At 73.9% G+C, this 26090-nt stretch carries 17 protein-coding genes; 12 read left to right on the forward strand and 5 right to left on the reverse strand.

From position 1 onward, the window contains the following. Nucleotides 1–22: 22 nt before the first annotated feature. Entirely contained in the window at nucleotides 23–460 is a 438-nt protein-coding gene (locus tag ACFPIJ_RS09425) for a hypothetical protein (RefSeq protein WP_380114304.1), read from the forward strand. 11 nt (nucleotides 461–471) lie between these two features. On the opposite strand, the gene ACFPIJ_RS09430 is transcribed toward ACFPIJ_RS09425, so the two are convergent. Both ACFPIJ_RS09430 and ACFPIJ_RS09435 read right to left on the reverse strand, forming a co-directional pair. Next, nucleotides 472–1284, reverse strand: coding sequence for a DUF6892 domain-containing protein (locus ACFPIJ_RS09430; RefSeq protein WP_380114305.1), 813 nt, complete (start codon nucleotides 1282–1284; stop codon nucleotides 472–474). Nucleotides 1285–1304: 20 nt separating this feature from the next. Continuing rightward, on the reverse strand, nucleotides 1305–2108 hold the full coding sequence (locus tag ACFPIJ_RS09435) for a carbohydrate-binding domain-containing protein (protein WP_380114306.1): 804 nt from the start codon (nucleotides 2106–2108) through the stop codon (nucleotides 1305–1307). A 522-nt stretch (nucleotides 2109–2630) separates the two neighbouring features. On the opposite strand from ACFPIJ_RS09435, the gene ACFPIJ_RS09440 reads away from it, so the two are divergent. The 9 genes from ACFPIJ_RS09440 (at nucleotide 2631) to ACFPIJ_RS09480 (ending at nucleotide 20104) form a co-directional block, all read left to right on the forward strand. After that, the gene (locus ACFPIJ_RS09440; protein ID WP_380114307.1) at nucleotides 2631–2924 is read left to right on the forward strand and encodes a hypothetical protein; all 294 of its coding nucleotides are present in this window, start codon (nucleotides 2631–2633) and stop codon (nucleotides 2922–2924) included. 166 nt (nucleotides 2925–3090) lie between these two features. Then, complete coding sequence (locus ACFPIJ_RS09445; protein ID WP_380114308.1) at nucleotides 3091–6165, forward strand: amino acid adenylation domain-containing protein; 3075 nt, start codon at nucleotides 3091–3093, stop codon at nucleotides 6163–6165. After that, on the forward strand, nucleotides 6162–11720 hold the full coding sequence (locus ACFPIJ_RS09450; RefSeq protein WP_380114309.1) for a non-ribosomal peptide synthetase/MFS transporter: 5559 nt from the start codon (nucleotides 6162–6164) through the stop codon (nucleotides 11718–11720). The genes ACFPIJ_RS09445 and ACFPIJ_RS09450 overlap by 4 nt, the downstream gene beginning before the upstream one ends. Further along, nucleotides 11717–13210 (forward strand): class I adenylate-forming enzyme family protein, encoded by a 1494-nt coding sequence (locus ACFPIJ_RS09455; protein WP_380114310.1) that lies wholly within the window; start codon nucleotides 11717–11719, stop codon nucleotides 13208–13210. The genes ACFPIJ_RS09450 and ACFPIJ_RS09455 overlap by 4 nt, the downstream gene beginning before the upstream one ends. Beyond that, entirely contained in the window at nucleotides 13207–16494 is a 3288-nt protein-coding gene (locus ACFPIJ_RS09460) for a non-ribosomal peptide synthetase (protein WP_380114311.1), read from the forward strand. Before ACFPIJ_RS09455 ends, ACFPIJ_RS09460 begins: the two co-directional genes overlap by 4 nt. Next, complete coding sequence (locus ACFPIJ_RS09465) at nucleotides 16491–16682, forward strand: MbtH family protein (protein ID WP_380114312.1); 192 nt, start codon at nucleotides 16491–16493, stop codon at nucleotides 16680–16682. The genes ACFPIJ_RS09460 and ACFPIJ_RS09465 overlap by 4 nt, the downstream gene beginning before the upstream one ends. Further along, nucleotides 16679–16927 carry a phosphopantetheine-binding protein gene (locus tag ACFPIJ_RS09470; RefSeq protein WP_380114313.1) on the forward strand — a complete coding sequence of 83 codons (249 nt, stop codon included), beginning with the start codon at nucleotides 16679–16681 and terminating at the stop codon, nucleotides 16925–16927. Before ACFPIJ_RS09465 ends, ACFPIJ_RS09470 begins: the two co-directional genes overlap by 4 nt. Further along, nucleotides 16920–18260, forward strand: a complete 1341-nt coding sequence (locus ACFPIJ_RS09475; protein WP_380114314.1) for a condensation domain-containing protein — start codon at nucleotides 16920–16922, stop codon at nucleotides 18258–18260. Before ACFPIJ_RS09470 ends, ACFPIJ_RS09475 begins: the two co-directional genes overlap by 8 nt. Then, nucleotides 18257–20104, forward strand: coding sequence for a N,N-dimethylformamidase beta subunit family domain-containing protein (locus ACFPIJ_RS09480; protein ID WP_380114315.1), 1848 nt, complete (start codon nucleotides 18257–18259; stop codon nucleotides 20102–20104). Before ACFPIJ_RS09475 ends, ACFPIJ_RS09480 begins: the two co-directional genes overlap by 4 nt. Nucleotides 20105–20186: 82 nt before the next feature. Here ACFPIJ_RS09480 and ACFPIJ_RS09485 read toward each other — a convergent pair whose 3' ends face one another. From ACFPIJ_RS09485 to ACFPIJ_RS09495, 3 genes are all read right to left on the reverse strand, one after another. Beyond that, nucleotides 20187–21803: a M28 family metallopeptidase gene (locus ACFPIJ_RS09485; protein WP_380114316.1), complete on the reverse strand. Its 1617-nt coding sequence runs from the start codon at nucleotides 21801–21803 to the stop codon at nucleotides 20187–20189. Nucleotides 21804–21876: 73 nt separating this feature from the next. After that, nucleotides 21877–23082, reverse strand: a complete 1206-nt coding sequence (locus tag ACFPIJ_RS09490; protein ID WP_380114317.1) for an MFS transporter — start codon at nucleotides 23080–23082, stop codon at nucleotides 21877–21879. Continuing rightward, entirely contained in the window at nucleotides 23076–24518 is a 1443-nt protein-coding gene (locus ACFPIJ_RS09495; RefSeq protein ID WP_380114318.1) for a hypothetical protein, read from the reverse strand. Before ACFPIJ_RS09495 ends, ACFPIJ_RS09490 begins: the two co-directional genes overlap by 7 nt. Nucleotides 24519–24576: 58 nt before the next feature. Here ACFPIJ_RS09495 and ACFPIJ_RS09500 point away from each other — a divergent pair, with 58 nt between their 5' ends. Together ACFPIJ_RS09500 and ACFPIJ_RS09505 are read left to right on the forward strand one after the other, a co-directional pair. After that, a complete protein-coding gene (locus ACFPIJ_RS09500; protein WP_380114319.1) occupies nucleotides 24577–25314 on the forward strand; it encodes a class I SAM-dependent methyltransferase in 738 nt (245 codons plus the stop codon). A gap of 54 nt (nucleotides 25315–25368) precedes the next feature. Further along, nucleotides 25369–26061 carry a hypothetical protein gene (locus tag ACFPIJ_RS09505; RefSeq protein WP_380114320.1) on the forward strand — a complete coding sequence of 231 codons (693 nt, stop codon included), beginning with the start codon at nucleotides 25369–25371 and terminating at the stop codon, nucleotides 26059–26061. Nucleotides 26062–26090: the final 29 nt, after the last annotated feature.

Consider the following 26090-nt stretch of genomic DNA (forward strand, 5'->3'; position numbering starts at 1 on the left):
GCCCAACGGGTACGATCGCCCGGTGCCGCGCCGGTTGCGATCCCGCCTCGGGTGGATCGCCGTCCTGGTCGTGCTGCCATTGCTGATCTTCTGCGCTTGCACGCCGGACCTGCGCCGGCCGGTCGCGAACACGGCGCTGCGCCTGTTCGGCGTGGATGCCGAGCGGTCGCACCGGGTGGAGTACTGGTTCGCCGCGCCGCCGAACGACACGACCGGCGAGCTGAAGGTGACCTACACCGACGAGTTCGGCCGGGCCAACGAGGTCCCCGTAATGTCGTTCGCCGCCGACTGGCATGTCGGCATCACCACCCTGCCCGGCCCGGCGGAACTGCGGCTGTCCGTCACCGCGGCCACCGACCTGCCGGCCGACCTGCGGATCCGCTGCTGGATCGCGGTCGACGGCAACGAGGCGGCCGCCGGCAGCGGGCTGCCCTGCGAGGCGCGGTGGAGCGCCGGCTGACCACCGGCCGTTCACCAGGAGGTGACGGTGACCGACGCGGCTCGCAGCGCCGCGATCTGCTCCTCCGGGATCAGCTTCAGCGGGGTCACCTCGAGGCGCTTCAGGTTGCGCAGCGTCTCGATGCCTTCCAGGGAGCGGATGTCGAACTCGTCGGACTCGCCGTCCCACTGGCTCCACACCGCGTGCTGGATGTGGTAGCCGCCGCCGGTCCAGTGCAGCCGCTCGATGCCGTCCAGCTGCTCCTGGGTCAGTTCGATGGCCAGGACGCGGGCCAGGTTCGCCTCGTCGAGCGCGTATTCGTCGAAGAACTCCGCGGTCGGCAGCGGCAGCCCGAGCAGGTCGATGACGGCGAGCTTGAGGTTCTGGTCGGCGAACGGCGCGGTGAGCGTGGACGGGTCCGGCAGCAGGGAGTCGACGTGGACGCCGCGATCCGCCAGCGTCATCAGGATCTCGCGCTGCTCCGGTGTGTGCCAGTCGATGTCGACCCGGGTGAGGCGCGCACAGTCCAGCAGCGGCCGCAGGTCCGCCGCCGGGGTGACGCCGAGGCTCAGCAACCGCAGCGACGGCAGGGCGGCGAACGGAGCGACGTCCTCGACGGCGGACTCGACCAGATGCAGGACACCGACATCCGGGTATTGCGCGATGCCGTCCAGGCTCCGGATGGTGGTGTCGACCCCGTCGGGCACGGCCTCGAAGAGCTCGGACCGGTCGGTCCAGCGTCCCTCGTCCGTGTCCGGCGGGATCGGTGTCACCAGCAGTTCGTCGTACCGTTGCGCGGGCACGTCGGCGGTTTCCAACAGTGCCAGTCGCAGACACGGGTCCATGACCGGCACAGTACTGGCTCCTACCGCTGACCCGGCGTGATGTAGTCGATCCAGACGACGTCGCCGCTGTCCAGGCGCAGCGTCACGGTCGCGTCGCGGGGGACCGCGACCGGGATCGTCGCCGTCGCCCAGGCGGTGGCCGAGCCCCGGTTGGGCAGTGCGAGGCGGTGCCGTTCGACACCGTTGACGAGCACCGCGAGGTTGACGTTGTCGGTCACGGTGGCGTAGCGCAGGTCGATGCTCCCGCCGCAGGTGACGTGGTCGAACTGCATCGAGGCGCCGTTGGCGTCGACGAGGGCGGTGCGGTCGTTCGAGGCGGTGGTGTCGGCGATCGCGATGCCGGTGGTCCCGCCCTGCGGCAGGTCGGCGTACTCCGCCTCGGAGCGTCCGGCGCCGGAGAAGTCCGGGGGTTCGAACGCGGCGGCGCGGCGCGGGCCCTGCACGTAGAGCCGCTTGCTCAGCTCCGCGCGGAAGCGGGCCAGGATGACCGGGTTCGCCTGGATTCGGCTGTCGCCCCAGTAGCCGTTGGCGCACGCGCCGGGCTGGCAGTTCCACATGGACTGGGAGCTCCAGTTGGTGTTGATGTACGCGACGCCCCGCACGATGTCCCGGTTGCGCTCGATGAACCGGAAGTACGGCGCGTACCAGGTGTCCCAGATCTGCTCGGCGGTGACGGGCACGGTCGCGCGGGGGCCGCCGGTCGCCGGGTCGACGAAGATGCAGCCGGCCGTCAGCTTGCCGAGGTCGAAGCCCTGCGGCGCGGACTCGGAGACGAACACGGGCTTGCGGTGCCGCCGGGCGAACGCGAGGAACGAGTCCTGCACGGCGGCCGGGGTCGCGGCGATCTTGCCCGGGTCCTCGCAGCCCCACTGGTACCGGTCGAACGCCGTGCCGTAGAAGTGCGACAGGCCGGCCCAGTCGACGTACTCGTCGCCCGGGTACCACTGGTCCCAGTGTTGGTGTAGAGGGTGACGCCGGCCGGCACCGGGAAGTTGCGGTCCCGGTCCAGCACCGAGGTCTTGTAGTCGGCCAGGGTCGTGCTGTCCTGGCCCAGGTAGAACAGGACCCGGTCGCCGGACGGCAGGTTGCGTGCCGCCAGGGGGCGGTGCCGGCCGGCGTCGCCGGAGGCGGCCTGCGCCGAAGGGGTGAGGGCGAGCACGGTCGCGGTGACGGCCAGGATCGTGGCCCAGCGGGCCGAGCGTCGGAACAAGGGTGACCTCCAGGGCGGGGGGGGGGTGTTGCGGCGACGGTAGGGCCACCGCCGCGAAGCGCTCCACGCCTTTCGAAAGACTGCTGCTGGGAAACTGCCGACGTTTCGGCCCGCTGTTATCGGGCACGATCCGGCCATGCAGACGCCGGTCGGGATCGCTGTCGCCGGGATGCGGGTCGTCGACTCCACCGGAGCGCCGGTCGGCACGGTGAGCGCCGTGCAGCCGGCGGGGACCGACGTGCGCCCGGACGTCGTCGCAGGCATCGCCGAGCACCTGATGGTCACCGGTTACCTCCGTATCGACGGCACCGGTGTCCTGTCGAACGACGTCTATGCCGCCGGCACCCAGGTCGGTGCGATCACCGACGGTGAGCACGGCGTCGTCGAGCTGCTCGTCCACCGGGAGGGTCTGCACCGGGCCGCCCCCTGATCGCACCGACCGGGCGCCGCCGACCAGATCCTGGTCGGCGGTACATCCATGTCCGGAGTGTGGGAGATCCACCGGTGTCGACGGCTGGGATTAATCGTAAGGATTGTTGACAGTTGAGGCATCGACTCGTACCTTACCCATGGTCACGCCGACGAGAGGGGGACTCGTGTCGGGAGCTCTGTCTTTCGGCCAGGAACGGCTCTGGTTCCTGGACCAGCTCGACCCCGGAGATGCCTCCTACAACATCCCGCTGGTCCTGCGCCTGACCGGCGAACTGGACCCGGCGCGGCTGCGGGCGGCGTTGCAGGGCCTGGTCGACCGGCACGAGACCCTGCGCACCAGGTTCCCCGCCGTCGACGGCCGCCCGCACGCGACCGCCGGCCCGGCCCCGGCGCTGGACGAGATCAGCTGCGCCGCCGCAGGCCTCGACGCGCTGCTCGCCGGGCGCAGCAACGCCCCGTTCGACCTGGCCGAGGGCCCGCTGCTGCGCGCCACCCTCATCCGGGTCACGGACCAGCCGGGCGAGCACGTCCTGAGCCTCGTCGTGCACCACATCGTCGCCGACGGCTGGTCGCTCAATGTGCTGCGCGACGAGCTGGCGGGCCGCTACGCCGGCACGTTCGACGAGCCGCCGCTGCCGACCACCTACGCCGCGTTCGCGCAGGCCCAGCGCGACGCCGGCGCCGAGCAGGACACCACCTTCTGGCGCGGGCAGCTCACCGGCGCCGCCCCGCTCGAGTTGCAGCCGGACCTGCGGCGGCCGGCGGAGAAGACCTCGGACGGCGCGTTCCACACCCGCCGGATCCCGCTCGCCGGAGCGCTGGACGCCGTCGCCCGCGAGCAGCGGGTCAGCCCGTTCATGGTGCTGCTCGCCGGCTACCAGGTGCTGCTGCAACGGCATAGCGGCCAGGACGACATCAGCGTCGGCGTGCCGGTCGCCGGGCGCAACGACCCCGACCTCGAGCCGCTCGTCGGCTACTTCTCCAACACCCTCGTCATGCGCGCCGACCTCGGCGGCGCCGGCACGTTCCGGGAGCTGCTGCGGGCCACCCGCCGCACCGCCCTCGCCGCGTTCACGCATCAGGACCTGCCGTTCGAGCGGCTCATCGACGAGCTGCGGGTCGAGCGGGACCTGACCCGCAACCCGCTGTTCCAGACTCTGCTCACCGTGCACAGCCAGGACGGCGACCGGCACGGCGTGCCCCGGCCGTTCGGGCCGCTGACCGCGGTCGAGATCGACGGCGGTCACGCCCAGACGAAGGTCGACGTGATGCTCGACGTCTGGCGCTCCGGCGACGACCTGGTCGCCGTGTTCGGCTACCGGCGCGACCTGTTCCGCCCCGGGACGATCGCCGCCCTCGCCGAACGGTTCGAGGTGCTCCTGCGCGCCGCGCTCGCCGCCCCCGACACCCGGGTCCGCGACCTGCCCGTGCTCACCGACGCTGACCTGGCGTTCCTGGATGTCGTGGGTACGACCGCAGCCCAGCCGACCGGCTCCGTGCTGGACGGCCTGGCGGCGCGGGTGGCCGCGCACCCGGACCGGCCGGCCCTCGACGACATGACCTACGCGGAGCTGTGGGAGGCGTCGGGCCGGCTGGCCGGGGCGCTGCTGGAGGACGTCCCGCGGATCGTCGGCGTGTGCCTGCCCCGCGGCCCGCAGGCGGTCGTCGCCATGCTCGCCGCCTGGCGCGCCGGTGCCGCCTACCTACCCCTCGATCCCGCGTACCCGCCCGCCCGGCTGGCGTTCATGGTCGCTGACAGCGGCGCGACCGTCGTCGTCGGCGCCGACCAGGCCTTCGCCGGCGTCCGGACGGTCCCGGTCACGGCGAGCGGCGCCGGCACCCCGGTGCGGCCGGACCCCGAGGACACCGCGTACGTCATCTACACCTCCGGATCCACCGGCACCCCGAAGGGCGTCCTGGTGCCGCACCGGGCCCTCGCCGCCCGGGCCGACTGGATGCGCGACGGCTACGGCATCACCGCCGCCGACACCGTCGCGCAGTTCGCGGCGCTGAGCTTCGACACCCACGCCGAGGAGCTGTGGCCGGCGCTGACCGCGGGTGGCACGGTCGTCTTTGCCGACGCCGACCTGCCCGACTTCCTGGCGACCCCGGCCGGCGCCGCCGTCACCGTCCTGGACCTGCCGACGCCCTACTGGCACCGGCTGGTCGACGACCTCGGCGGCGTGCGCTGGCCGGCCGGGCTGCGCCTGGTCATCCTCGGCGCCGACCAGGTCGAGGCGGCCGCCGTCGCGCAGTGGACCGCGGTCTTCGGCGACCGGGTCCGCCTGGTCAACTCCTACGGCCCGACCGAGACGACCATCATCGCCACCGTCGCCGACCTCACCGGCACGGTTGCCGACCTCACCGGCACCGACCTCACCGGCGCCGAGCGCCCGCCGATCGGGCGCCCGTTGTGGAACACCACGGTCGCCGTCACCGACCGGCACGGCCGCCCGGTGCCGCCCGGGGTCCCGGGTGAGCTGCGCATCGGCGGTGCCGGCGTGGCCCACGGCTACCTCGGCCGGCCCGGCCGCACCGCGGAGGCGTTCGAACCCGACCCCGACGGCCCGCCCGGCGCCCGGCGGTACCGGACCGGCGACCGGGTGAAGTGGCGCCCCGACGGCCAGCTCGAGTTCCTCGGCCGGCTCGACGAGCAGGTCAAGGTCCGCGGGTACCGCATCGAACCCGGCGAGATCACCGCCGCCCTCCTGGCCCTGCCCGGCGTCGGCCAGGCCGCCGTCGTCGCCCGCAGCGACGCCCTCATCGGCTATGTGACGCCGGCATCCGTCGAGCCACTGGCGGTGCGGCAGACGCTGGCCGAGACCCTCCCGGCGCATCTCGTCCCGAACGCGATCGTGGCCCTCGACGCGCTGCCGCTCACCGTCAACGGCAAGCTCGACAAGGCCGCCCTGCCCGACCCCGAGGTCCGCTCGGCGACGGGGTTCGTCGCGCCCCGCACCGACGCCGAGGACCTGGTCGCCGGGGTCTGGGCCGAGGTCCTCGGGGTGGAGAAGGTCGGCGCGCTCGACGACTTCTTCGACCTCGGCGGCCACTCGCTGCTCGCCACCCGCATGGTGGCCCGCATCCGCGCCGCCGTCGACCTGACGGTGCCGATCCGCACCCTGTTCACCCACCGCACGGTCGCCGGGTTCGCCGCGGCCGTCGAGGCACTGCTCATCGCCGAGATCGAGGCGATGGACGAGGAGACAGCGCAGCACATGCTCACGGGGAACTCATGACCGTCGACGACCTGTCCGCCACGAAGCGGGCGCTGCTCACCGCCCGGCTCCGCAACCGGCCGGCGGCGGCCAAGGCCACCATCCCGGTCCGGCCGCCCGGCACCACCCCGCCGCTGTCGTTCGCGCAGGAACGACTCTGGTTCATGGAGCAGTTCGCGCCCGGGACCGCCGCCTACCACATCCCGGTCGCCCGCCGGCTGCGCGGCGCCCTCGACCAGGCCGCGCTGAGCCGGTCCCTGGACGACGTCGTGGCCCGGCACGAGTCGCTGCGCACCCGCTACCCGGTCACCGACGACGGCAAGCCCGTCCTCGACCTCGCCGAACCGGGCCCCGTCACCCTCACCGTCGTCGACGCCCTGGACGACGAGGCCGCCGCGAGGATCGTGGACGAGGCCGTCGGGCGGCTCTTCGACCTGGTGCACGGCCCGCTGCTGCACGCGCTGCTGGTCCGCCTGGCCGCGGACGACCACGTGCTGCTGCTCGTCACCCACCACAGCATCAGCGACGGCTGGTCCAGCGAGGTCCTCGTCGGCGAGGTCCTGGCCGGCTACGACGCCCACGCCGCCGGGGTCCCGTCGCCGATCCCGCCGCTGCCGGTGCAGTACGGCGACTTCGCCGCCTGGCAGCGCGAACGGCTCACCGGGGCGGCGATGGCCCGCGAGGTCGACCACTGGCGCACCGAACTCGCCGGCGTCGAGCCCCTCGCCCTGCCCACCGACCGGCCCCGCCCCCGGCAGCAGACGTTCGACGGCGCCGGCTACGGCTTCGACATCGACCGGGACCTCCTGGACGGGCTCACCGCCCTGGGCAGGGCGCACGGCGCCACCGTCTACATGGTGCTCCTCGCCGCGTTCCAGGTCGTGCTGTCCCGGCACAGCGGCCAGCGGGACTTCGCCGTCGGCTCACCCATCGCCGGGCGGCCCGAGCCGGAGCTGGAGCGGCTCATCGGGATGTTCGTCAACGTCCTCGCCATGCGGGCCCGGCTCGACGGCGACCCGACGTTCGCCGAGCTCGTCGAGCGCACCCGCGAGACCTGTCTGGCCGCGTACGCGCACCAGGAACTGCCGTTCGCGCAGCTGGTGTCCGAGCTCAACGTGCCCCGCGACGTGAGCCGCTCGCCGGTGTTCCAGGCCGTCCTCGCGGTGCAGAACTACGCCGCCGCCGGGCCACCCACCGGCCCGCTCGACGTCACGCCGTTCGGCCTGCGGGCCACCGGCACCCGCTTCGACCTCGAACTGTTCGTCATGGAGTACCCGAGCGGGCTGCGCGGCGCGTTCAACTACAACGTCGACCTGTTCGACGAGGCCACCATCGCCCGCCTCGGCCGGCACCTGGACCAGCTCCTGCGCTTCGTCGTCGCGCACCCCGACGCGCCCGTGTCCACAGTGGACCTCCTCGAGCCGGCCGAGCGCGAGCAGGTGCTGCACGGCTGGAACGACACCGCCGCCGACTTCCCGGACTCCGCGACCCTGCCCGGGCTCATCGCCGAGCAGGCCGCCCGGACCCCGGACGCCGTCGCCGTGCAGTTCCAGGACCGGCGGCTCACCTACCGCGAGCTCGACGCCGCCGCCGACCGGGTCGCGCGCCGGCTGCGTGCCGAGGGCGCCGGCCCCGGTGGGCTCGTCGCCGTCAGCGCCGAACGCTCCACCGACCTCGTCGTCGGGCTCCTCGGCGTGCTCAAGTCCGGTGCCGCCTACGTGCCCCTCGACCCGGACTACCCCGCGGACCGGCTCGCGTTCATGCTCGCCGACGCCGCCGCGCCGGTCCTGCTGACCCAGTCGCGGCTGCCGGTGCCGGACACCACCGCCACGGTCATCTTCCTCGACGACCCGTCGGCCTTCGCCCGCAAGCTGCCGCCCGTCCCCGACGCGCCGCAGGCCGGCGACGTCGCCTACATGATCTACACGTCCGGTTCGACGGGAAAGCCGAAGGGCGTGCCCAACACACACCGGGGCATCGTCAACCGGTTGGACTGGATGCAGCGCACGTATCGCCTCGACGGCACCGACGTGGTCCTGCAGAAGACCCCGGCGAGCTTCGACGTGTCGGTGTGGGAGTTCTTCTGGCCGCTCATCACCGGCGCACGGCTGGTCCTGGCCAAGCCCGGCGGGCACAAGGACGCCGCGTACCTGCGGGACCTGATCGTGCGTGAGGGCGTCACCACCACGCACTTCGTGCCGTCGATGCTCGCCATGTTCCTCGCCGAGGACGGTGTCGCCGCGTGCACCAGCCTGCGCCGGGTCGTCTGCAGCGGTGAGGAGCTGCCGCCGGACGCCGTCCGCGCGTTCGCCGCCGCGCTGCCCGCGACGCCGCTGTGGAACCTGTACGGCCCGACCGAGGCCGCCGTCGACGTGTCCGCCTGGGAGTGCGGGGCCGCGGTGGACATGGTTCCCATCGGGGCGCCCATCCAGAACATCCGCCTCTACGTGCTGGACCCCGCCGGCCAGCCGGTGCCCCCGGGCGTGCCCGGCGAGCTGCACATCGGTGGCGTCGGGCTGGCCCTGGGCTACCACGACCGGCCCGGGCTCACCGCGACCCGGTTCGTCCCCGACCCGTTCGGCCCGCCCGGCGGGCGGCTGTACCGCACCGGCGACCTCACCCGCTGGCGCACCGACGGCACGATCGAGTTCCTCGGCCGCATCGACCACCAGGTGAAGCTGCGCGGCCTGCGGATCGAGCTCGGCGAGATCGAGGCGGCGCTGCGCGCCCAGCCCGGCGTCACCGAGGCCGCGGTCACCGTCCGCGAGGACCGGCCCGGCGACAAGCGTCTCGTCGCCTACCTGGTCGGCCTTTTGGAACCCGACCCGGCGGCACTGAAGTCGGCGCTGAAGAAGGTCCTTCCGGACTACATGGTGCCGACCGCGTTCGTCGGCCTGGCACGGCTCCCGCTCGGCCCCAGCGGCAAGCTCGACCGGCGGGCCCTGCCGGCCCCGGTCGCCGCGGCCGCCGGCGCCGACGCGGCCCCGCCGACCACCCCGGCCGAGCTGATCTTCGCCGCGATCTGGGCCGACGTGCTCGGCCTGCCGTCCGTCGGCATCGACGACGACTTCTTCGACCTCGGCGGGCACTCGCTGCTGGCGACCCAGGTCGTGGCCCGCGCCCGCAAGCAGCTCGACGGCGTCGGGCAGCCGGTCAGCGTCATGGACGTGTTCACCCTCAAGACGATCCGCGAGCTGGCCGCGTTCGCGTCCGCCTCCGAGGAGGACCGCGGGCCGCGCCGGCTCCTGCACCGGCTCACCGCCGCGCCTTCGAAGGCGCCGGAGTTGTCGCTGGTCTGCGTCCCGTACGGCGGTGGCAGCGCCGTGGTCTACCAGCCCCTGGCCGACGCGCTCCCGGCCGGGCACGCCCTGTGGTCGGTCGCGATCCCGGGCCACGACGTCGGGCTCACCGAGCAGCGGCTGCCCTTCGAGGAGCTCGCCGACCGGGTCGCCGCCGAGATCCAGGAACGTGTCACCGGGCCCGTCGCCCTGTACGGGCACTGCGGCGTCGGCAGCGCCCTCATCGTCGCCGTCGCCCGCCGCCTCGAGCACGCCGGCCGGGACCTCGAAGCGGTCTACATCGGCGCCCAGTTCCCGTTCGCCCGCCCCCGCAGCCGGGTCCTGTCCGCCCTGAGCCGGTTCGCGGCCCTCGAACCGCTGCTCGGCAACCGCGTCTACGAGAACTGGCTCACGTCGATGGGCGCCGACGTCGCCGACCTCGACGAGACCCAGAAACAGTTCATCATCGGCAACATGCGCTGCGACTCCGTGGCCGCCGAGGAGTACTTCACCGCCACCCTCGACGGCGGCGACTCGCGGCTGCGCGCCCCGATCGTCTCGGTCATGGGTACCCGCGATCCCGCCGCCGACTTCTACCAGGAGCGCTACCGGGAGTGGCTGCTGGTCTCCGACCGGGTCGCGCTGGTGCTGCTGGACGAGGCCGGGCACTTCTTCCTCAAGTACCGGGCGAAGGAACTCGCGCAGATCGTCAGCCGGGCCCACCCGACCCTCGCCGCCGGCGGCCCCGCACCCGAGGACGTGCTGCCGTCGAAGGCGGGGGAGACGTCGTGGTGGCTGCACGGCACCGGCGCCGCCGCACCCGCCCCGGCGGACGCGGCCGAGGCGAAACCGGTCGCGCAGCCCGGCATGGCGCGCTTCCTCATCGTGGCGCTCAGCCAGCTCGTGTCCATCACCGGCTCCGCGCTCACCGAGTTCGCCCTGCCGATCTGGATCTACCTGGAGACCGGATCCGTTGCCAGGTACGCCCTCTACGCCGTCATCGGCATGCTCCCCGGCATCCTCGCCGGGCCCGTCGCCGGCGCGATCGTCGACCGGTTCGACCGGCGCAAGGTGATGCTCGCCGGTGACGTCGCCGCCGGCGCCACCCAGGCCACGCTGCTCGCTCTGCTCGTCAGCGGCTCGCTCGTGCCGTGGCACATCTACCCGCTGCTCGCCGCGCTGTCGATCGCGTTGACCTTCCAGCGCCTCGCGTACGCCTCCGCGGTGCCACAGCTGGTGCCCAAGCAGTACCTCGGCCACGCCAACGGCATCGTCCAGCTCGCCGGCGGGGTCAGCGCGTTCGTGGTGCCGCTCATCGCGGTCGGGCTCATGGCCGGCATCGGCCTGCGTGGGATCCTGATCCTCGACGTGCTCAGCTACACCGTCGCGATCACCGTGCTCGCCGTCGTCAAGTTCCCGCGGACCCTGCCGTGGCGGCGCCGCGAGACCCTGCTCGCCGAGATCCGGCACGGCTTCGCCTACTCGTGGCACCACCGCGGGTTCCGGGCCATGCTGCTGTGGTTCGCCGGCCTCAACGTGTTCCTCGCGCCGCTGTTCCTGCTCATGACCCCGCTCGTGCTGTCGTTCGCCGACCTCGACGCGGCCGCGCGGGTCGCCATGTGCGGCGGGGCCGGGGTCATCGTCGGCGGCATCGCGATGGGCTTCTGGGGCGGCCCGCGCCGACAGCGGCTGCGCGGCATGCTGGGCCTCGCCGTGCTGCTCGGCGTCGCCGCGGTCCTCGGCGGCACCCACCCCGGCGTCTGGGTCGTCGGGGCGTGCGCGTTCGGCCTGTCCGCGGCCCTGTCGCTGGTCAACGGCGTCTACACCACGATCGTGCAGGTGAAGGTGCCGCAGCGGTACCACGGCCGGGTCTTCGCCCTGAACACCATGGTCGCCTGGTCGACGCTGCCGATCGGGCACGGCATCGTCGCGCCGCTCGGCACGAAGCTCTTCGAACCGCTCCTCGCCCGCGGCGGCCCGCTCGCCGGGACCGTCGGCGCGGTCATCGGCACCGGGCCGGGACGCGGGATCGCGTTCATGTACGTCCTGTTCGGCCTCGCCATGATGGCGCTGGTCGCGGTCGGGCTGCGGATCCCGGTGCTGCGCCGCTTCGACCGGGACGTGCCCGACGCGCTGCCCGACGACCTCGTCGGCATCCAGGAGCTGCGCCGCCGCGTTCCGTCGGACGACAACCGGTCGCCCGTCCCGTCGGACGGCAACCGGTCGCCCGTCCCGTCGGACGGCAACCGGTCGCCCGTCGCGTCGGACGGCGACCGGTCATCGGAGCTGGTCCGATGACCACCATCGCCCGTTCGGTCCGGGCGCCGGCCGTGCCGGCGACGCTGCCGGAGCTTCTGGCGCACCGGGCCTTGACGGAGCCGGACCGGGTCGCGCTCGTCGCCGGCGACGAGCAGGTCACCTTCGGCGCCTGGCAGGCCCGGGCGGTGGCGGTCGCGGCGGGGCTGCGCGGCCTGGGCCTGGCCGCCGGTGACCGGGTCGCGCTGCACTACGGCGCCGCGGGCTGGAACGACTACGCCGTCGCGTTCGCCGGGGTGCTGCGGGCCGGGCTGGTCGCGGTGCCGGTGTCGGACCGGCTCGCCCCTGCCGAGGTCCGGCACGTGCTCACCCACAGCGGCGCGACGGTGGTGCTGGGCCGTGCGGGCCTCGACGGTTTCCGGTCCGCGACCCTGGCCGAGATCGAGGCCTCCGGTGGTGACCTGCCGGAGCCGCCGTCACCCCGGGACCTCGCGCAGATCCTCTACACGTCCGGCACGACCGGCGTCCCCAAAGGCGTCGGCGCCACCCACGCCAACCTTGCCCACGGCTGCACCCTCGACCCGCGCCGCCGGCCGCTGGCGCACTCCGCGCACTTCCTGCACGCGTTTCCGGTCGGCAGCAACGCCGGGCAGACGATGCTCGTCAACGCGCTCAACGCCCGCGCCGCCGCGCTCACCGCCGGCACGTTCACCCCCGGCCGGTTCGCGAAACTCATCGCCCGGCACGCCGTCGGCACCGTCTTCCTTGTCCCGGCCATGGCGATCGAACTGCTGCACGCGGGCGTCCACACCACCCACGACCTGTCCGGCGTGCAGCTCGTCGGCTCCACCGCCGCCGCGCTGCCGCCGGCGGTCGCGGTGCAGCTCGCCGCCGCGTTCCCGGCCGCGACGATCGTCAACTACTACACGTCGACGGAGGCCGCCCCGGCGCAGACGGCCATGGTGTTCGACCCCGAACGACCGGCCGCGCTGGGCCGCCCGACCGTCGCCGCCGACCTCATGATCGCGGGCCCGGACCGGCAGCCGCTCCCGGTCGGTGAGGTCGGCGACGTGTGGCTGCGGTCCCCGACGGCGGCCCGGTCGTACTACCGCGACGGCGCCGCGTCCGCCGAGGTGTTCCACGGCCGGTGGGTCCGGATGGGCGACGTCGGCCGCCTCGACGCCGACGGCTACCTCTACCTCGTCGACCGCGACAGCGACGTGGTCAAGTCCGGCGCGCACAAGGTGTCGACCCTGCAGGTCGAGCACGCCCTGCACGAGCACCCGCTGGTCCGCGAGGCCGCCGCGTTCGGGGTGCCGCACCCGGTCCTCGGCGCCGCCATCGCCGCCGCCGTCGTCACCGACGGTCCCCTCACCGCGCCGCAGCTGCGCACGTTCCTGCTCGAACGGCTCGCCGGGCACGAACTCCCCGGCCGGATGCTGTTCCTGGACCGGCTGCCCCGCAACGACAACGGCAAGATCCTCAAGCGTGAGCTGCGCCAGCTCCTCGACCACGACAGGGCGACCCCGTGACGACCCAGACCACCGCGGACCACCTCACCCCCGCCCAGCACGGGGTCGCGGGCGACCTCACCCCGGCCCAGCACGGGGTCGCGGACCACCTCACCCCCGCCCAGCACGGGGTGTGGATCACCGAGCGGACCCGGCCGGCCGGGTCCGGCTACCACCTGGCGGTGACGGTCCGGTTCACCGGCGCCCTCGACGTCGACCGGCTCCGGGACGCGGTCACCGCCGTCGTGGCCCGGCACCCCGTCCTCGCCGCCGCGGTCGACGACGACCTGCCGGCCCTGGTGCCCGCGTCCGATCCGGTCACCCTCGCCGTCCGGCCGGGCCACCCGGACGAGGTCGCCGCGCTGGTCGCGGCACCGTTCGACCTGGGCCGCGGCCCGCTCGCCAGGTTCACGCTGCTGCACACCGGGCCCGCCGAGCACCTGCTGTGCGTCGTCGCGCACCACCTGGTCTTCGACGGCACCTCCAAGCAGGTCCTCGTGGCCGACCTCGCCGCCGCGTACAACGGCACCATCCTGTCCACAGCCGATGCGGCCCCCACCCAGCCGGCAGACCACACGCACCGAAAGATTACTTTTTCGGATGTGCTAGTGTCAGGGAAGCAGGGCGGAGACACGACGTCGGTTCTGTTCCCAGTGGACACGACCCCGGTTCCGCTGCCGGTCGATGAGCCGGCGGTAGCCGATGTGCCGGCGGCAGCAGCCTACTGGGATGTGCCGGCGGCAGCAGCCTACTGGACCGAGCGGTGGCGGGAGCCGGCCGCGCCGCAGCTGCCCGGCCTGCGGCACCTGCCGCCCGGGACCGCCGCGGTCGCGGTGCCGTTCACCATCGTCACGGCCGCCCTCGCCGAGGCGGCCGCCGCGGTCGGCGTCACCCACTTCGAGTTCCTCTTCGCCGCCTGGCACGCGCTGCTGCGCCGGTACGGCAACGACACCGTCACCACCGCCCTCGAACTGTCCACCGGGGACCGGGCCGCGCCCCGGATCGGGCTGCACGTCAACGAGCTGCCCGTCAGCGCCGCCCCGGCGCCGTCGCAGCCGTTCGCCGCGTTTGCCCAGGCGCTGCGGGTCCAGCTGCGCGAGATGTACGCCCACCGCGCCGTCCCGCTCAGTCACGCCGTCCGGCTCACCCCACGGGCGTCGCTCGCGCCGTTGACCGTCAGCTACCGGCGGCGCGCCGACGCACCCGGGTTCGCCGGGGTGGACAGCGCCGTGGACTGGCTGGTGTTCAGCGGGGCCGTGCGCGGCACCGCCAACCTGCAGCTGGTCGAGGGCCCGTCGGTCGTGGAGGGCAGCCTCCAGCTCGTCGCGGGCTCGTTCGCGGCCGAACAGGTCTGCGCGCAGTTCCAGGCGCTCCTCGCCGCGGCGGTTGCGGCGCCGGACACGGCGATCGGGGATCTGGTGCTGCCGGGCACTGGCGCTGGCGTGGGCGCGGGACCCAGGGACACCGGCGCTGGCGCGGGACCTAGGGACACCGGCGTGGGCCCGGGGCCCCGGGGCACCGTCGTGGACGGGTTCGGCACCGGCGCTGTCGTGGGCCCGGGACCCCGGGACACCGTCGTGGACCGGTTCCTGGCGCAGGTCGCCGCGCGGCCCGACGCGGTCGCGGTTCGTTGTGGGGAGCGGGAGGTCAGCTACGGACAGCTCGGCGCCGCGGCGGCCGGCCTCGCCGCCCGGCTCCGGACCCAGGGGATCGGGCCGGGTTCGCTGGTCGGGATCGCCCTGCCACGGACCGCCGAGCTGCTCGTGGCGGCGCTCGGTGTGCTGGAGACCGGCGCCGCCTACCTGCCGCTGGACCCGTCGTATCCGGCCGAGCGGATCGCGTTCATCCGCGACGACGCCGGCGCCGCGCTCGTCCTCGGCCCGCAGGACGTGTCCCTCGACGCAGGCGGCGACGCCACACCGGACGAGGCGCCGTCCCCCGATGACGTGGCATACGTCATCTACACGTCCGGATCGACCGGTCGGCCGAAGGGCGTCGCCGTCCCGCACGGCGCACTGACCAACCTACTCGACTCGATGCGCGATCACCTCGGCGCCGGGGCCGGCGACACGTGGCTCGGGCTGACCTCGCTGTCGTTCGACATCTCCACCGTCGAGCTGCTGCTGCCGCTCACCGTCGGCGCCGCGGTCGTCCTCGTGCCGCCGGACGGCCACCGCGACGCCGCCGGTCAGCTGCGGCTCATCGACCGGCACGGCGTCACCCACGTGCAGGCGACCCCGTCCGGTTGGCGGCTGCTAATGGAGGCCGGCCTCACGGGTGCTTCGCTGGTGGCCGTCACCGGTGGTGAGGCGTTGCCGGCCGACCTCGCCGCCGCGCTGCGGCCCCTGGTGCGGCGGCTCGTCAACGCGTACGGGCCGACGGAGACCACGGTCTGGTCGGCGCTCGCCGACATCGAGGCCGGTGCCCAGGTCACCATCGGCGGGCCGGTCGCGAACACCACCCTGCACGTCCTCGACGACGCGTTGCGGCCGGTGCCCGACGGCATCGCGGGGGAGCTGTGGATCGGCGGGCTCGGTGTCGCCCACGGCTACCGGGGGCGGTCCGGGCTGACCGCGGACCGGTTCCGGCCGGACCCGTTCGGCGCCCCGGGTGCCCGCATCTACGGCACCGGCGACCGGGTGCGGCGCGGGCCGGACGGCCTGGAGTTCCTCGGCCGGGTCGACAACCAGGTGAAGCTGCGCGGCCACCGGATCGAACCTGGGGAGATCGAGGCCCGGCTCGCCACCCACCCGACGGTGGCGCAGGCCGCGGTGACCCTCGCCGACCCGCACGGCCCGCGGGCCCGCCTCGTCGCCTACGTGGTGCCCGCCGCGCCGGTCGACGCCGGTGAGCTGCGGGCGCACGTGGCCCAGGTCCTGCCCGGCTACATGGTGCCGGCCGAGGTCGTCGTCCTCGAGCGGTTCCCGCTCACCCCGAACGGCAAGCTCGACCGGGCCGCCCTACCGGCCCCCACGGACGTCCAGGCATCCGGCCCCACGAAACGGGCCACGGACACGCCCGCCCGCCCCGCTGCCCCGACCGCGGACGCCGACGCGTCGGTTGCCGGTACCGGCGACCAGACGACGAACACGGTCACCGCCATCTGGCAGGAGGTGCTGCGCATCGATGACATCGGCACCGACGAGGACCTGTTCGACCTCGGCGGCCACTCGCTGACCATCACCCAGATCGCGGTCCGCATCCGCAAACGCCTCGGCGTCGACGTGCCGCTCGACGTCTTCTTCGACACCCCAACGATCGACGGCGTCGTCGCCGCGATCGCCGACCTGCGGGAGGCCCGATGAATGACACGTTCGCCGTCGTCGTCAACGACGAGGAGCAGCACTCGCTGTGGAACGCCGCCGAGGAGCCACCCGCCGGCTGGCGGCGCACCGGGTTCACCGGCACGCGGGACGAGTGCGTCGCGCACATCGACGAGGTGTGGACCGACATCCGCCCGCTGAGCCTGCGGCAGCGGCTGGCCGCCCGATGAACGGCCTCCGGGACCGGGTCGCGACGATGGTCAGCACCGCCACCGACGGCGAGGTCACCACCGAAGAGATCCTGGCCGGCGGCGGCTCCCTCGCCGCCCTCGGCGTCGGCTCCCTGGCGGTGCTGCGGCTCATCGACGCCCTCGACGACGAGCTCGGCGTCCAGCTCGACCTGGACGCGCCCGGCTTCGACGACTTCGACGACCTGGTGCGCACCGTGCAGGAACGGGCGGTCCGCGATGACTGAGCTGCTGACCCCGGTCCGGGTGCCGTTCACCGGTTCGCGGTCCGGCACCGGCCCGCTGACGTGGGGGCAGCGGGCCATCTGGCACGCGATCGGCCGTACGGTCCCCAATGACCACTACTTCAACCTGGACCGGATCGTCGACCTCGGCGAGCGGACCGTGCCGGTCCCGACCGCGCTCGGCGCGCTCGCGGCGCTGGTGGCCCGTCATGAGGCGCTGCGCACCCGGCTCGGTGCTGATCCTCTGCAGGTGCTCGCGCTCGACGGTTCCCTCGACGTGCACATCGTCGACGGCGGCGCCGACCCGGCCGCCGAGGCGGGGCGCGTCCGGGACCTCCTCGCCGGGACCGCGTTCGACTACCGCGCCGAGTGGCCGGTGCGAGCCGCGCTCGTCACCCGCGACGGCGAGGTCAGCCACCTGGTGCTGGTGCTGTGCCACCTCGCCACCGACGGGCACGGTGCCGAGGTGCTCGCCCGGGACCTGCGGCTGCTCGTGCGGCGCGGCACCCGCGGCCTGCGCGACCCGGAGACCACCCCGCTCGACGTGGCCGCGGAGCAGGACTCCCCGGAAGGACACCGGCGCGGCGCCGCCGCCCTGTCGTACTGGGCCGAACAGTTCGCCCGGATCCCGGCGACCATGTGGGCCACGCCGGTCGCCGTGCCGCGCGAGCCTCGCTATTGGACCGGACGGCTCGTCTCCACCAAGCTCACCGGCGCCGTCGACGCGCTCGCCGCCCAGCACGGCGTCAGCGGTTCCACCGTGCTGCTCACCGCCGCCGGGGCCCTCGCCGCAGCCGCCGGCGGGCACCCGACCACGGCCGTCATGCCGATCGTCGGCAACCGGTTCACCACCGGGCACCGCGACCTCGTCAGCACCCTGTCGCAGGACGGCCTGTTCGTCCTCGACGTCGACCGGCCCACCTTCGGCGCGCTGCTGCGCCCGGGCTGGCAGGCCGCACTGCGCGGCTACCGCGCCGCCGCCTACGACCCGGCGGGCTGGGACGCGATGCTCGCCGATGCCGCCGCCGCCCGCGGGACGGAGGTGCATCCGTATACCTGCTTCAATGACATGCGACTCGTCGAAGGCCGGCCCGTCCAGGCCGCGACCCCGCACCGCGAATCCCGGTTCGACTTCCCTGCCACGCAGGAACGGGTCGCCTGCCGCTACTGCCTGCACATCACCTCTGACGCCGACGCGCTCGTGGTGACGCTGACCGCCGACACCGCGTACCTGCCGCCGGCCGCGATCGAGGGCCAGCTGCGGGCGATCGAGGAACTGCTGATCCGCGCCGCAGCCTCCGACGTGTCGATGACCGAACTGACCGGGCTGCTGTGACGCCCCGGGCCTATGCGACGGCCACCTCCTGCGTGGCCGGCACACCGCTGTCGTTCGTCGCCACCGGCGCGGCCACGGTCGTCGTCACCGACGCGATCTCCGGCCTCGTCATGCACCGGTCCCCGGTGTCGTCCCCGGCCTGGACCCTGGACGTGCCCGTTTCGTGGCCGTCGTCGCTGTACCGGGCGACCTTCGCCGCAGCCGGTGCGGTGCCGCGCATCGACAGCGCGGGCGACGACGAGGCGTGGTTCGTGGTGCGGTCCGCGATGCCGGTCGCGCCGATCCTGGTGTCGGTGCCGTTCGCGACGTGGCAGGCGTACAACCGGGCCGGCGAACCATCGGAGGGCCTCTACTACGCGGAGGAGCCGACCCGGGCGACCGCCGTCACCTTCGACCGGCCGGGCGGCGGCCCACCGCCGGAACGCTGGGAGGAGCCGCTGCTGCGGTGGTTGCGCGCCGCCGGCTACCCGGTCGAGTTCTGCTCCAACCTGGACCTGCACCTCGACCCGGCGGTCCTGGACGGGCGCCGTGCGCTCATCGTGTGCGCCCACGACGAGTACTGGACCTGGGAGCAGCGCGACGCCGTCGAGGCCTTCGTCCGCCGTGGCGGCAACCTCGCCGTCCTCGGCGCCAACACCGCCTGGTGGCAGATGCGCCTCGAGGACGGTGGCCGCACGATGGTCTGCCACCGCGACGCCACCACCGACCCGATGTCCACAGTGGACCCCGGCCGGGTGACCGTCGAGTGGTCCAGCGCCCCGGTCAACCGGCCCGAGAACGCGATGACCGGGGTCAGCTTCCGCCGCGGCGCCGGCGCCTGGGGCGACGGGATGGCCGTCATCGGGCAGGAGACGTTCACCGCCCGGTTCGCCTCGCACTGGGTCTTCGACGGCACCGGCGTCAGCGACGGCGACAAGTTCGGCCAGGGCACCCTCGGCTACGAGACCGACGCCGCCGACATCGTCGATGTCGACGGCGTGCCACGCGCCACCGGCCGCGACGGCACCCCGCCCTCGTTCGTCGTGCTCGCCACCGCCGACCTGCGCCACTGGCGCCGCTACGGCCAGGGCGGCGCCGCCACGATGGGCGTCTTCGACCTGGGCGCCGGCACGGTGTTCACCGCGGCGACCGTCAACTGGGGCAAGGGCCTCAGCGACCCCGTCGTGGACCGCATCACCCGCAACGTCCTGGACCGCTTCACCTCGGGCGGCGCCCGCGACGGCTGGACGGTGATCGGCCCGCCGGCCGAGCTGCACGCCCTCACCAGCTGCGACGGCGCGTTCTACGCGGTTGCCGCCGACGGTGGCCTGCGCGCCCGCGAGGCGTGCCCGCAGAACCTGCCGTGGCGCCGCGTCGGCGAAGCCCCGGCCCTGCTGTGCATCGCTTCGCCGCGGGAGGCCGCCGGCGCGATGCTGCAGGGCCTGTGGGCGCTCACCACCACAGGCCGGCTGTGCTACCGCGACCCCGCCTTCGATGCGGTGCCGTGGACCGACGTGACCGCCGCCCCGCCGGGCGCGCACAGCCTCGCCCTGTGCGACGCCGGCCTGTTCGCCGCCACTTCCGACGACACGCTCTGGTACCTCCCGGCGCTGGAACTGCGGACCGGCGCGTGGCGGCCGATCGGCACCGCGGGCGGCGCCCTCGCCCTGACCACGCTCGGCGGCCGCCTCTACGGCATCACCGCCGCCGACCGGATCGTCAGCCGCCCACCCGTCGCCGCGCCGCACCCGTTCACCGACGTGTGCGACGCAGCCGGCAGCCGCACCCTCGCCGCACACGCCGGCCGACTCGTCGGCGCCGGCCCGGGCACCCCGCTGCGCCACCGCCTCCCGCCACTCAGCTGACCGCCGCCACAGAGGCGTTCCTGCCACACCATCCCGCCGCGCTGGCGCCGGGCACCGGTGAAGGCCGGTGCCCGGCGCGGTGTCATTGCAGCGGGCGGCCGGCCGTCACGGCCGACCCGGCGGCGGTGGCGGTGGTGGTGCGCGGCGGAATCGTGGACGTGTCGAACGCGTACGTGATCACGGCGGTCGCGATCGCGTCGGCGTTCGTGTCCAGGGCGAACGTGTTGATGTTGCCGAACAGGGTGTACTGGCTGCGCAGCTGGGCGTAGAGCGCCGCGTCGCCGCCCTTCTGGACGACGCGGAACAGGTCGTCGCACGGGTCGTGGTAGCACGGGTCGTACGCCGCGCCCGCGACGCCGCCGTACTTGGCGACGTCGGCCGCGGTCTTGATCCCCTCGGCGCCGGTGAACAGGCCACCGGCCGGGATGCCGACGCCGGCCGCGATGAACGGGCCGTAGTCGGACCGGCCGCTGAAGTCGGCGGCGTTCGTGGACTGCCCGCGGGAGGCGAAGAACGCCTCGAACAGGCCCTCGATCTGCGCGGAGCCGGCCGGGCCGGGGCCGGAGCCCTCCGCCGCGGAGTCGTCGCCGTCGTAGACACCGAACATGTAGTTCGGCGACGCGACCATGTCGAAGTTGAGGTACAGCCTGATCTCGGCCCGCTGTGCCGGGGTGAGGTTGTTGACGTAGAACGTGGAGCCGACGAGGCTGGCCTCCTCGGCGCCCCACCAGGCGAAGCGGACCTTGTTGGCCGGCTTGGTGCGGGCCATCTGCAGCGCGATCTCGAGCAGGGCGGCGCTGCCGCTGCCGTTGTCGTTGATGCCGTTGCCTTCGGGCACGGAGTCCAGGTGCGACCCCGCCATCACGACGTTGTCGGCCCGCCCGGTCTTCGTCTCCGCGATGACGTTCTCGGTGTCGCGGACCTCGGCGGTCGTCGACGCCGCCAGGTGAACGGTCAGGCCGGGCGTGGCGGCGAACGCCTCACCGCTGCCGTAGGACACCCCGACGGCCGGGATGCCGACCGGTGCGCCGAGGGTGCCGAGCAGCAGCGAGTACCGGTCGGGCGCGGTGACCGGGTCGCCGTTGCCCTGGTTCATGACGATCGCACCCGCGGCGCCCGCCGCTTCGGCGTTGGCCACCTTGGTCCCGAACGGGCAGCCGCCCCGCTGCATGAGCGCGATCTGGCCGACCACGGCGGCGGTGAAGTCGGCCGCCTCGCACCCGGACGTGACCGCGACCCGCGGCGCGACCAGGTTGAGGTCGACCGGCACGACCGCCGCGGTGACGTCCCCGGAGCCCGAACAGGTCATCAGGTCGTAGTCGGTGCCTTCGACGTAGGTCGCCGGCGCCGGCGCGGTCTGCGCGAACGACGAGCTCGTCTCGTCGCAGAAGTTGAACTGGAACGGTTGCCGGGTGACCTGGTACCCGGCGTGCTGGAGCAGGGTTGCGACGTAGTCGGCGCTGCGCCGGTGCCCGGCGGTGCCGGACGCCCGGTTGCCGCCGTTGAGGTCCCCGATCAGCTGCAGCGCCAGCAGGTGCCGCAGGACACCGGGCAGCGTCACGGCCTTGGTCAGTTGCTTCGGTGTGCTGATGCCCGAACCGGTGGAGCCGGCGTAGGCCGGATCCACCAACCCGATCGATCCCACCAGGATCGCGACCGTCGCCGCGCCCAGGAGTCTTCGAACCGAGCGAGACACCACGATGTGTTCTCCCCTCCGTCGTCGAGGTACAGGGCACGACTGTAGGCAGACACCAAAGATCGATGGAAGCTGTTCAATGGGTAATTGCTGCCGGCAGCTCGACGGTCGGCAGCAGCGCCGCGGCCAGCAGCGCGCACGCGGCCGTCAGCGCGCAGGCGGCGACCGCCAGGGTGACCAGCCCGGCGGCCTGGGCAACGGTCGGCCCGGTGACGGCGCCGAGCAGGGTGCCGAGCGCCTCGCCGCTGAGGAAGACGGCGCTGACCCGGCCGAGGACGTCGTTGGGCAGCGTGCGTTGCAGGGTCGTCTGCGGCACCGCCCAGGTCATCGAGCCGAACATGCCGATGGCCACGGCCGCCGGCAGGGCCACGGTCAGGGTGTGCGCGGTGAACAGCAGCAGGAAGCCGACCGCCGTGCCGAGCAGGGTGGCCGCGTACAGCCGCCGCGGTTGGACCTTGTCGACCAGCACCCGGATGGGCGGCGCGCCGAGCAGGAACCCGACCCCGAGCGCGGACACGACCAGCCCCGTCTGGCGCGGCCCGCCGAGCTCGGTGACGCCCAGCGGGATGAGCAGGGCGCTGAGCGCGCCGTTGGCCAGGGTGAACACGACGCCGATGACCAGCAGCCACACCGTCATCCGGTGGCCGGCGATGGTTCGCAGGCCATGCCGCAGGTCGGCGCGCAGGTCCGCGGCGGCGGTCCGGGTCGGCATGGGCCGGCGGGTGGTGAGGAAGATGGCGAGCGCCGACACGAGGTAGCTGGCGACGTCGACCCAGATCAGCACCGGGAACCCGAACGCGAGCAGCAGCACCGCGCCGAGCGGGGCGCCGATGAGCCGCACCGTGCCGTCGGTGCCGGCGGTGAGCGCGTTGGCGCTGCTGAGCAGGGTGCCCGTGCCGACGACCACCGGGGTGTACGCCTGCGCGGCCGGACGGAACAGGATCGATCCCGCGCTCTCGGCCGCGAGTGCGGCGTAGAGGATCCACACGGTGCCGGGGGAGTCGACGAGCAGCATCGCGGCGACCACGACGGCCCGGAACACGTCGGTGGTGAGCATGACCCGGCGGCGGTCCCAGCGGTCGGTGAGCACCCCGGCGAGCGGGCCGAGCAGCAGCGCCGGCAGGTATTCGGCGGCGAGGGTGAGGCCGGTCGCCATGAGCGAGCCGGTGAGCTGCAGGACGTGTGCCGGGACCGCGACGGTGAGCAGCCAGGTGCCGAGCAGGCTGACGAACCGGCCCGCCCACAGCAGCCTGAAGTCGCGTATCCGCAGGGCCGCTAGCACGGCGTGGCGAGGAACTGCAGCTCCGCGAGCCGGTTGGCGCGCTCGGCGGCTTCCGCCCAGCCGGTCGTGACCGCGCCGGCGGCGGCCAGGGCCCGGATCGCGGCGACCGAGCCGCCCTGGACGATCGCGTGGCGAAGGGGCGTGGGTCCGCCCCGGAACTGGGCCTCCAGGTCGAGCCCGGCGGCGACCAGGCGCGTCACCAGCGCCGCCGGGTCGGGCAGCCAGGCGATCAGGTGCAGCAGGGTCCATCCCTCGATGGTGCGCAGGTGCGGGTCGAGGCCGGCGTCGAGCCAGGCGGTCAGCGCCGGGCCGTCGCCGCTGCGGGCCTGCTCCACCAGCACCGAACGGCGTCGGCGGAGCACCTTCGGCAGGGGCAACACCGGGTTGCGCCAGCCGAGATGCGCGGCGAAACAGCCGGTGGGAGTGGGCCCGCCGAGCGCGAGCAGGCTCTGCTCCCGCCGGATCTCCTCCGGCGGGTGCGGGATGCCGTCGGGTCCGATGCGGTGCCGTTCGCTGCCGCAGGGCACGGTGAACGGCGACATGTCGACCCTGGGCGCAGGACCCGCGGCGCCCTTGTGCCCCGGGACCATCGCCGCGGCCACCAGCGGGTGCAGCTCGTCGAGGGACAGCAGGCCGAGCCGGACGAGGTCGGCGTCGATCGACCGTTCCACCCGGGCCATCGGCAGCACCGGCGGGATGTCGCGCCGATCGTCGTAGCCGAGGTGGATCCGGTGCCGGAAGCCGTCGATCCACAGGTGCTCGCCCTCGAGGTCGATCATCGCTTCCGGCCGCCCGAACTCGCGGGCCGCCGCGGCGAGCGTGGTGAGATCGAAGCGGGTGGTGCGGAGCCGTTCCTCCAGCATCGGCGGCGGGTCGGTGAGCGCGTCGATGTCGAACCCGGCGAGGCGCCACGCCTCGCGCCATTGCCCGGCGTCCTGCAGCGCGAGGATCTCGGCCGTGTCCGGGGACGGCTGCTGCCGGGCCAGGAGATCGCCGGTGCACCGGACGTCCCACTGTTCCCGGTTGGTGTGCAGTCCCCGGCGCGGGTCGGCCGGCCCGGCGAACCGCAGCACCAGCCGTAGCCCGGGGGTGCCCCGGTAGCGCGGCACGACCAGCAGGTGCCCGCCGGGGTGGACGCTGAGCAGGGTCGGCTCCCGGCGCAGGCTGAGCCACAGCGACGGGTCCCGGTCCAGGTGCCAGCGCAGCAGGTCCGGCGCGAGGTGCCGCAGGTCGTCCTCGACCGCCTCGGCGATGCCGGTGCCGTGGTCCCGGCCGATGGCGGCCAGATCGACGTCCACCTCGATGTTCGCGACCGCGCACGCGCCCCGCCAGTCCCCGGCCGCCCGCAGCGCCGTGGCCTGCTCGATCATCCACCGCGGCACCGCGAAGCGCCGCACCGGCAGCCATCGGTCGAGCAATGACGTGTCAGCCCCCATCGCGAGAATCCTAGGTCGTCGCGACCGCCGGCGACGCCCCGCCTGGGACACTGAGACCGTGGTCATCTACGACGCCATTGGCACGACGTACACGTCCACCCGTCGACCGGACCGGCGGATCGCGGCACACCTCACCGCCGCGCTCGGCGACGCCCGGTCGGTGATCAACGTCGGTGCCGGGGCCGGCGCCTACGAACCTCCGCAGACCGTCGTGGCCGTCGAACCCAGCTCGGTCATGATCGGACAACGTCCGGCCGGCGCGGCACTGGTCGTGCAGGCGTGCGCGGAGGCGCTCCCGCTCGCCGACGGCGCGGCCGACGCGGTCATGGCCGTGCTCACCGTGCACCACTGGACCGACGTCGAGGCCGGGATCGCCGAGCTGCGCCGGGTCGCCCGCCGGCGGGTCGTCGTCCTCACCTGGGATCCGCGCGTCATCCGCACGTTCTGGCTGGTCAATGAGTACCTGCCGGAGGTCACCGCGTTCGACGAGGCCCGGGCCGTGCCGGTGGACCGGCTCACCGAGCTGCTCGGCGGGGCCCGGGTCCGGCCGGTGCCGGTGCCCCACGACTGCACCGACGGGTTCGGCGCGGCGTACTGGCGCCGGCCCGAGGCGTACCTCGACCCGGTGGTCCGGTCGAGCATCTCGATGCTGGCCCAGCTGGGCGAGGAGGTGCTGCGGCCGGGACTGGCGCAGCTCGCCGCGGACCTCAGGTCGCGCCGCTGGCACGACCGCCACCGGGACCTGCTCGAACGACCGGACTACGACGCCGGGTACCGGATCCTCGTCGCCGGCTGACACCACAGGCGGCCGCAGTAGCATGGTCGGTCGGCGGCGAGGTGAGGAGCGGGCATGCGATGGTTCCGGCGCAGGCGGGCCGACCGTGCGCTGCTGCTCGACCCGGCGCGGCAGGAGGCACTGATCGCCGACATCCGGCACCGCTACGGCGGGCAGGTCCCGGTCCCGTTCCAGGAGCAGGTCGGTGCGCTGGTCCAGGTGCTCACCGACGACGACGGCCTGGCCGTCGCGAACCGGATCGTGCACGAGACCGCCGACCGCGCGCACGCCGACATCCAGGCCCAGGCGTCCGCCCTCGGCCGCGGTGTGGACCGGCACAACTACCGCGCGCTGTACCGGCAGCTCGGGCCCGGCCTGCGGTACCGGCTCGCGGAGCTGCCCTCGGGGTTCCACCCCCACGTCCACCTGGAGGCGGCCCTGACCGCCGTCGAGGCCGACGTCAAGCGGGCCATGGTGCTGACCGACCCGAACCTGCTGTTGCTGCACACCCTGGAGCTGCTGGATCTGACCGTGGCCGGCTGGGAGTTCGGCCGGGTCCCGGTCACCGCCGACGCGGCCCGGCTCGTCTCCCGCCTGATCGCCACCGCGACCCGGATGCGCCTGACCGAGGACGACCCGCCGGCGTTGCCACCGGGCATCCGCGAGGTGATGCGCAGCAACCGGACCACCAACGTCTACGACCAGGCCGGCACCCTGCTCGGCACCATCAACGTGGGCGCGGAGACCCGCCGCTCGTTCCTGATCTGAGCCGCGGCGCCCCCGGTGGCCGCTGCTAT

This window comes from Dactylosporangium cerinum, assembly GCF_042653625.1.
Lineage (GTDB): Bacteria > Actinomycetota > Actinomycetes > Mycobacteriales > Micromonosporaceae > Dactylosporangium > Dactylosporangium cerinum.

Coding starts and splice junctions, on each gene's coding strand:
- ACFPIJ_RS09430 (WP_380114305.1), bottom strand. CDS start 1,284: ATGGACCCGTGTCTGCGACTGGCACTGTTGGAAACCGCCGACGTGCCC.
- ACFPIJ_RS09440 (WP_380114307.1), top strand. CDS start 2,631: ATGCAGACGCCGGTCGGGATCGCTGTCGCCGGGATGCGGGTCGTCGAC.
- ACFPIJ_RS09450 (WP_380114309.1), top strand. CDS start 6,162: ATGACCGTCGACGACCTGTCCGCCACGAAGCGGGCGCTGCTCACCGCC.
- ACFPIJ_RS09465 (WP_380114312.1), top strand. CDS start 16,491: ATGAATGACACGTTCGCCGTCGTCGTCAACGACGAGGAGCAGCACTCG.
- ACFPIJ_RS09495 (WP_380114318.1), bottom strand. CDS start 24,518: ATGGGGGCTGACACGTCATTGCTCGACCGATGGCTGCCGGTGCGGCGC.
- ACFPIJ_RS09470 (WP_380114313.1), top strand. CDS start 16,679: ATGAACGGCCTCCGGGACCGGGTCGCGACGATGGTCAGCACCGCCACC.
- ACFPIJ_RS09475 (WP_380114314.1), top strand. CDS start 16,920: ATGACTGAGCTGCTGACCCCGGTCCGGGTGCCGTTCACCGGTTCGCGG.
- ACFPIJ_RS09455 (WP_380114310.1), top strand. CDS start 11,717: ATGACCACCATCGCCCGTTCGGTCCGGGCGCCGGCCGTGCCGGCGACG.
- ACFPIJ_RS09505 (WP_380114320.1), top strand. CDS start 25,369: ATGCGATGGTTCCGGCGCAGGCGGGCCGACCGTGCGCTGCTGCTCGAC.